This is a genomic window from Candidatus Palauibacter australiensis (genome assembly GCA_026705295.1).
In the GTDB taxonomy this organism is placed as follows: Bacteria; Gemmatimonadota; Gemmatimonadetes; order Palauibacterales; family Palauibacteraceae; genus Palauibacter; species Palauibacter australiensis.
Genome location: JAPPBA010000003.1, coordinates 1 through 7877, shown reverse-complemented (window position 1 = coordinate 7877; position 7877 = coordinate 1). Strand labels below are relative to the sequence as shown.

The following is a 7877-nucleotide window of genomic DNA, read 5'->3' as shown; positions in this document are numbered from 1 at the left end:
CCTTGGGTTGCGCGGCGTCCGCCGCCTGGTCGACCGCCATGGCGGGGCATCGGCGGCGCTCGTGGCGGTGCGCCGCGCGCCGGACGACCTGCGCGCGCTCCGTCGTGGCGCTCGGGTGCCACTCGCGAGAACGATCCGCGCCCTCGGCCCCGCCGGCGAGAACGCGGCGCGGTCGCTGTTGCGTGAAGCGCGCGGTAAAGGGATCCGCGTGGCGGGGTATACCGACTGTGCGGAGGCCGTATATCCCGCAGAGCTGCGCGACCTTCCCGATCCGCCGCCCGTTCTCTTCAAGCGTGGCCCCGGGACGCCGGACTTCGAGCGGACGATCGCCGTCGTGGGTACACGGGCCGCGTCGTCCTACGGGCTGCGCACGGCATATGCCCTGGGAACGGAACTCGGGCGCTGGGGCTGGACGGTGGTCAGCGGCATGGCGCGCGGCATCGATGCGGCGGCCCACGCGGGCGCCCTCGATGCGGGCGGACGTACCATCGGAGTGCTGGGGACCGGACTCGATCGTGAATACCCGGCGGACAACCGGGACCTGTACCAAAGGATGCGTTCGCACGGGATTCTGCTGAGCGAGTTCGAGCCGGGCGCGCCACCGACGCGTTCCGCGTTTCCGCGCCGGAACCGGGTGATCGCAGCCCTCGCCCGCGGCGTCATCGTCGTGGAGGCGGGCGGAAGGAGCGGGGCCCTGAACACGGCGGACCATGCCCTGGATCTGGGGCGGGAAGTCCTCGCGGTACCCGGGCGGATCGACGATCCGGGCGCGGCCGGGTGTCTTCGCCTCCTGCGTCAAGGGGCCGGGCTCGTGGCCGGCGCACAGGACGTGTTCGACGCGCTGGGCTGGTTTAGGCTTGAGCCGCAGCCACAACCGGAAGAAGGACCCGCTCCAGCGGTCGAAGGACCCTCCGGCGACATGCGCCTGCTCGGAGCGCTGTCCCGGGGACCCCGCTCGCCGGATGAACTCGCCGTCGGTCTTGAGATGCCGGTCACGAACGTGCTGGGCGGACTGGGACGGCTGGAACTCGAAGGGTGGGTCGAGCGCCGGCCGGGAGGGAACTTCGCCGCCGTCCGGCGGCGGGGAGGCCGCTGATGTCCGGCCGGCGCCCCCCACGCTCCCTGTATGTGCACTTTCCGTTCTGCGCGCATCGCTGCCACTACTGCGATTTCTCCGTCCAGCGCGCCTCGGCCCCGCCGGTGTCCCGCTGGCTCGCCGCGATCGAGGTCGAACTCGCCTGGTGGTTCGAGCGCAACGCATGGGATCCGGGGGACACGCTCGATACGATCTTCGTGGGAGGCGGGACGCCGTCGCTCATGGGGGCCGCCGGCATGGAAGGGCTGGCCTCGCGAATCTCCGCCTGGTTCCGAATCGATGCAGCGCACACGGAATGGACGGCCGAGGCGAACCCCGCGTCCTTCGACGCGCGTCTCGGTTCAAGCTGGCGGGCGACAGGCGTGAACCGGCTGAGTCTCGGCGTGCAGGCTCTGGACGATGCGGTTCTGACGTGGCTGGGCCGGCTTCATGACCGCCGCCGGGCCACAGAGGCCGTCGCGGAGGCGAGAGATGCCGGATTCGAACGTGTGAGCGCGGACCTCATCTTCGGTCTCCCCCCCGAGGTGACGCGAAACCTCGCGGCGGAAGTGGAAGCGGCGGCCACGCTCGACCTGTCTCACCTGAGTCTCTATGGCCTCACCGTGGAGCCTCGCACGCCGCTGGCCGAGTGGATCCGCCTAGGCCGGGTCGGGGCGCCGGACGAGGAGCGCTACGCGGACGAGTACCGACTCCTGTCGCGCGAACTGCGCACGGCGGGGTATGAGCAGTACGAGGTGTCGAACTTCGCCCGGCCGGGAGCGCAGTGCCGCCACAACTGGTCGTACTGGAACCGAACGTCGTATCTTGCGGTTGGCCCGTCCGCCCATGGATTTCTCCCGCCGATCCGCAGTTGGAACGTCTTCCGCTGGGACCGGTATGAACGCGCGCTGCGGGAGGGCCGCGGCCCGCTCGACGGCTGGGAACGCGTGGGGCCGGAGGAAGAGGAACTGGAACGGATCTGGCTGGGTCTTCGTACGAATCGCGGACTGACGCCCGACCTCGTGCCGAAGACCTCGTCGGACGGGCTCCACCTCGACGACTGGGCCGAGGCCGGGTGGATGGAGGAGCGCAACGGACGCTGGCGGGCGACGATCGAAGGCTGGCTCCGCCTGGACACGATCGCCGCCGAACTCGCCGGGGCTGAGAGAGCATGACCCTGCCAACACTGACAGAGCGCGAACGGGCCGTCCTCGCGGCGGTCATCGACTCCTTCGTCCGCACGGCCGCCCCGGCCGGCTCGCGGAGGATCGGGAAGGAGTACGCGCTCGGCGTGTCCCCCGCGACGATCCGCAACACGATGGCGGATCTCGAGAGCAAGGGCCTGCTCTCACACCCCTACACCTCCGCCGGACGGCTTCCGACGGATCTCGCGTACCGGTACTACGTCGATGCGCTCATGCGCTGGGGCAGCATCCGGAAGCGGGACCGGGCAAAGATCGAACGCGAGTTGGGGGACGCGGACGCCGGCGGTGTGGAGGACCTCATGGGCAAGGCGGCGCGCGTCCTCAGCCTCCTTACGGGGGAACTCGGCCTCGCCGTGGGCCCGACGCTCGCCACCGCCACGCTCGAGCGCCTCGAACTCGTGCCGCTTTCCAGCGAGAAGGTGCTCCTGGTGTTCACGATCGAGTCCGGCGTGGTGCGCACCGTGTACGTGGATGTGGCGACGCGGATACCGCGTGCGACGCTCCAGGCGGTGTCGCAGGCGCTGAACGAACGGTTGGCGGGCAGCGCGATCTCCGAGATCCAGGCGACGCTGCGCGAGCGACTGGGCGACCTGAGTTTCAGTAACCGCGGCGCCGAGGAGTTGATGAACATCTTCGTGCACAGCGGTCCGGACATCTTCGAGTGGGCGCGGCGCGAGCGTGAGATCCACCTCGGGAGCGCCGCAGCCCTGACCGAGCAGCCGGAGTTCACGACGAGCGAGCGTCTGCGCGAACTCCTGCTCCTCACGGAGCGCCGGGAGTTGCTCGCCTCCGTGCTGGGGGATCGCGACGGCTCGGACGGTCCCCATGTGACGATCGGCGCCGAGCACGGCCAACCGGAGCTCGAGGATCTGACCATCGTCACGGCCAACTATGCCGTCGGCAGTCTGCAGGGCACGGTCGGCGTGATCGGGCCGACGCGCATGCCGTACGACAAGGTCGTCTCCATCGTCGACTGGACCTCCGATCTTCTCACGCGACTGACGCCGTGAGCGGACACCGCGACTTTTACGAGCTGCTCGGCGTCCCCCGCGATGCCGGTGCGGACGAACTGAAGCGGGCGTACCGGCGCCTCGCCATGGAGTACCATCCGGATCGCAATTCCGCGCCCGACGCGGAGGAGCGGTTCAAGGAGGTGACGGAGGCGTGGGAAGTGCTCCGCGACCCGGGGAAGCGGCAGCTGTACGACCAGTACGGCGAGGCCGGCGTCCGGCGCGGCGGTGGAGGCGAGGCGCCGTTCTCCGGATTCAACAACTTCTCCGACGCGTTCGACGTGTTCATGCGGGAGTTCGGAGGCGGTGGCTTCGGAGGCGGCGGCTTCGGCGACCTCTTCGGAGACGGGCGATCCCCGAACCAGCCGCGCCGCGGCTCGACCCTCAAGGTCTCCGTCGCGATCACGCTGGAAGAGGCGGCGAAAGGAGCCCGGCGCTCCCTCCGCGTCTCCGCCCTGGATCCGTGCGAGCGTTGCGATGCGACGGGTGCCGAACCGGGAAGCACGGCTTCGACTTGCGGGACGTGCCAGGGTGCTGGCGAGATCCGCATGGTCCAGCGCTCGATGCTGGGACAATTCGTCTCGGTGCGTCCTTGCTCCGAGTGCGGTGGAGAGGGCACCTGGATCGCCGACGAGTGCCGCGACTGCGGGCGAACCGGTCGGGTGCGGGTTGACCGTTCCATCGATATCGAGATTCCCGCGGGTATTTCGTCCGACGACTACCTGAAGCTGCGCGGGCGCGGTAATGCGGGTCCGCGCGGCGGGCCGCTGGGGGACCTCATCGTGCAGGTGGAGGTCGAGCCGCACGATCGCTTCGAGCGCAGGGGCGATGACCTCGTCCTCGATCTGCCGGTCACGTTCTCCCAGGCGGCGCTGGGCGATGAACTCGACGTGCCGACGATCCTCGGACAGGCCCGGCTCAAGGTGCCCGCGGGGATCCAGGCGGGGCAGGTCCTGAGGCTTCGTGGCCAGGGGATGCCGCGTTTGCGGGCCGCGGGCCACGGCGACCAGTTGGTACGCGTGCACACGTGGACGCCGAGCGAACTGTCCCGGCGTCAGCGCGATATCCTGGAGTCGCTGAGGGAGGTCGAGGATGCGCCGCCCGAACCGCGCCGGGGCGAGGATCCGAGCTTCTGGGAGCGGGTAAAGGCGGCGTTTACCGCGTAGCGGACCCCGACGCGACGGCCGTGGCGGGCTGCGACGCCATCCGCTCCGCGAGGCTCGCGAGGAGCCGGTCGAAGGGAACGGCGAACTTCTCGACGCCCTCCGCGAGAAGCTGATCGGTGACCTCGTCCAACTCGATGCCGACGGCGGCCAACTCCGCCATCGCGCGGCGGGCCTCGTCGACACCCTCGGTCAGGGTGCCGGCGACGCGCCCGTGATCCCTGAAGGCGTCGATCGTCTTCTCCGGCAGAGTGTTGACCGTCAGGTCGCCGATGAGCGGCTCGACGTACCCCACGTCGGAATACGCGGGGTTCTTCGTGCTCGTGCTTGCCCACAGCATGCGTTGCGGACGGGCGCCGAACCCCGCGAGGCGGGCCCAGCGGTCCGCGGCCAGCCGCCGCTGGAAACCGACGTAGGCGAGCTTGGCGTTGGCGACCGCCGCCTTGCCGAACAGGGCCTCGCAGCGAGCGGCGTCGCCCTTCGCGGCGTCGGCCAGCGCCGCGAGCTTGCGGTCGGTCAGCGCGTCGATCCGGCTCACGAAGAAGCTGGCCACCGAGGCGACATCGTCGACGGACCGGCCCGCTTCGATCCGCTGCTCCAGCGCCTCCGTGTGGGCGTCCGCCACCGCCTCGTACGCGGCGATGGAGAAGAGGAGCGTCACGTTTACGTTCACGCCCTCGAACAGCGCCTGCCGGATGGCCGGAACTCCGGCGGGCGTCCCGGGGATCTTGATGAGGACGTTCTCACGGGCCACCTCATCGTTGAGCCGCCGCGCCTCCCGTACCGTGCCCTCCGTGTCGTTGGCCAGGTGGGGAGACACCTCGAGAGAAACGTATCCGTCGACCCCGCCGGAACTCTCCCACACGCCCCGCAGGACGTCGCATGCGCCCTGGACGTCGGCGATCGTGAGCCGGTCGTAGACGTCTTCGACGCCGAGACCCCGGGCGGTGAAGCGGGCGATGTCCTCATCGTACTGCGCGCTGCCCGTGATGGCGTTGTGGAAGATCGCGGGGTTCGAGGTGACCCCTCTCAACCCTTCGGTCTCGACCCGGCGAGCCAGCGTTCCGTCGACCAGCATCCCGCGCGTCAGGTTGTCGAGCCAGTAGCTCTGGCCGTGCTCCTGAAGCTGAAGCAGCGCGCTCATCTCTCTCCCCTCCCCATCGTGAGTCTCAGGTGTCCGATTTCAGGTGTCGGGCTTCGATGTCCAGCACCTTTTCGAGCCGCCGTTGGTGCCTCGGGTCGGCCGAGAAGTCCGCGGCCAGGAACGCCTCCGTGATCGCGCGCGCGAGGGCGATCCCGATCACGCGCTCCCCCATGCAGAGGACGTTCATGTCGTCGTGATCGACCCCCTGCGCCGCCGAGTACGTGTCGTGGCAGACGCCTGCCCGTACTCCCGGCACCTTGTTCGCGGCGATGCAGACGCCCACGGCGGACCCGCAGATGACGATGCCGCGTTCCACCTCGCTGCGCGCCACCCGCTCGGCGACGGCGAAGGCGAAGTCGGGGTAGTCGACGGAGTCGGTGCCGTGCGTGCCGACGTCGATGATTTCGTGGCCCGCTTCGCGAAGCTCGGCGGCGAGGACATCCTTGTAACCTACGCCCGCGTGATCCGCCCCGACGGCGAGTTTCACGGCGGCCCCTCCGCCGGGAGCGCTTCCATGGCCTGCGCGACAAGGGCCTCCGCGGTGAAGCCGAAGTGCGCGAAGTTGTCCGCCGCCGACGCGGACTGGCCGAAGCGGTCGATCCCGATAACGGCGCCGTCCCGCCCCACCCATTCCGTCCACCCCAGCGTGGCGCCGGCTTCGATCGCGACCCGCGGAACGCCGGGGGGAAGGACCTCGTCCCGGTAGGAGGCCGGCTGGGCGCGGAACAGTTCCCAGCTCGGGAACGAGACCACGCGCGCCGACACCCCCCCGGCCTCGAGGAGCCCCGCCGCTTCGACGGCCACCTGCAGTTCCGAGCCGGTCCCGAGGAGCACGATCTGAAGCGGCCCGGGCTCCGGCCTCAGGACGTAGGCGCCGCGTCCCACTCCAGCGCGAGCGGCGCCGGCCGCGCGCTCGAGATGCGGGACCTTCTGGCGCGTGAGCACCAGAATCGTGGGCCCGGCACGGCGCTCGATCGCGACGCGCCACGCCTGAACGGTTTCCTCCGGGTCGGCGGGGCGCAGCACGACGACGCCGGGCATCGCCCGGAAGGAGGCGAGGTGCTCGATGGGCTGGTGCGTCGGCCCGTCGGCCCCGAGGCCGATCGAGTCGTGCGTCATCACGTAGATGTTGGGCAGTCCCATCAGCGCGGCGAGCCGCATCGACGGCCGGGCGTAGTCCGTGAAGGTGAAGAACGTGGCGATGTACGGCCGGACGCCGCCGTGGAGGACAAGTCCATTCGCGATGGAGCCCATCGCGTGCTCGCGGATGCCCCACCGCAGGTTGCGGCCCTCGGGTGCGTCCCTCGAGAAGTTCGGCGAGTCGATCAACGTGTTGTTCGAGCCCGACAGGTCGGCGCTTCCGCCGATGAGTTCCGGGAGGCGGGGGGCCAGCGCGGTCAGGATCCCGCCGGAGGCGGCCCGTGTGGCGATCGGATCGTCGTCAGGGCCGAACCTCGGAAGCCCCTCGTCCCACGCCGGCGGTAGCTCCGAGCGGAAGCGGCGTTCGAGTTCGGCCGCCAGCTTCGGGTGCTCCGCGCGGTATCGCTCGAAGCGCTCCCCCCACTCGGCGGCGAGCGCTTCGCCGCGGGCGACCTGCCCGCCCATGTGGCTTCGGACGGCGTCCGGCACGAGGAACGGAGGTTCCACGGGCCAGCCGTACACCTCCTTCGTGAGCCGGACCTCTTCCTCGCCCAGCGGCGCGCCGTGCGCGGCGGCCGTGTCCTGCTTGTTGGGGGCGCCGTAGCCGATATGCGAGCGGACGATGATCAGCGACGGGCGGTCTTCCAGGCTCCGCGCCCCTTCGATCGCCGCGTCAAGCGCCGCCAGGTCGTTCGCGTCCCCGACGGACTGCACGTGCCACCCCATCGACTCGAACCGCCCGCGCACATCCTCCGAAAAGGCGAGATCGATGTCGCCATCGATCGTGATCCGGTTGTCGTCGTAGAGCCAGAGGAGCTTGCCGAGCCCCAGGTGTCCAGCCAGCGAGGCGGCTTCGTACGAGACGCCCTCCATGAGGTCGCCGTCGCTGCAGATGACGTATGTCCGGTGATCGATGATCGAATGGTCCGCCCGGTTGAACGCCGCTGCGAGATGCGCTTCGGCGATCGCCATCCCCACGGAGTTTGCGACGCCCTGGCCCAGCGGCCCCGTCGTCGTCTCGACCCCGTCAACGTGCCCGTACTCGGGGTGGCCGGCCGTGGAGCTTCCGGCCCGCCGGAAATTGCGGATTTCCTCCAGGGGAAGGTCGAATCCGGTGAGGTGCAGGACGGCATACTGGAG

Annotated in this window: 7 protein-coding genes; 4 read left to right on the top strand and 3 right to left on the bottom strand. The window is 70.0% G+C overall.

All coding sequences use genetic code 11. The features are described 5' to 3' along the window. The 4 genes from dprA to dnaJ all read left to right on the top strand — a co-directional run. Positions 1 to 1096, top strand: a 1096-nt coding sequence (dprA, locus tag OXN85_00080; protein MCY3598359.1) for a DNA-processing protein DprA, incomplete at its 5' end; no start/stop codon positions are given. Beyond that, a complete protein-coding gene (gene hemW, locus OXN85_00075; protein ID MCY3598358.1) occupies positions 1096 to 2250 on the top strand; it encodes a radical SAM family heme chaperone HemW in 1155 nt (384 codons plus the stop codon). The genes dprA and hemW, both read left to right, overlap by 1 nt. Continuing rightward, complete coding sequence (hrcA, locus tag OXN85_00070) at positions 2247 to 3290, top strand: heat-inducible transcriptional repressor HrcA (protein ID MCY3598357.1); 1044 nt, start codon at positions 2247 to 2249, stop codon at positions 3288 to 3290. Before hemW ends, hrcA begins: the two co-directional genes overlap by 4 nt. Beyond that, a complete protein-coding gene (dnaJ, locus tag OXN85_00065) occupies positions 3287 to 4456 on the top strand; it encodes a molecular chaperone DnaJ (GenBank protein MCY3598356.1) in 1170 nt (389 codons plus the stop codon). The genes hrcA and dnaJ overlap by 4 nt, the downstream gene beginning before the upstream one ends. Here the strand turns inward: dnaJ and tal are convergent. The 3 genes from tal to tkt form a co-directional block, all read right to left on the bottom strand. After that, positions 4446 to 5597, bottom strand: coding sequence for a transaldolase (gene tal, locus OXN85_00060; GenBank protein MCY3598355.1), 1152 nt, complete (start codon positions 5595 to 5597; stop codon positions 4446 to 4448). The two genes, dnaJ and tal, sit on opposite strands and share 11 nt — an antisense overlap. Positions 5598 to 5622: 25 nt before the next feature. After that, entirely contained in the window at positions 5623 to 6084 is a 462-nt protein-coding gene (rpiB, locus tag OXN85_00055; GenBank protein ID MCY3598354.1) for a ribose 5-phosphate isomerase B, read from the bottom strand. Then, on the bottom strand, positions 6081 to 7877 hold a 1797-nt coding region (gene tkt, locus OXN85_00050), incomplete at its 5' end, for a transketolase (GenBank protein MCY3598353.1). The genes tkt and rpiB, both read right to left, overlap by 4 nt.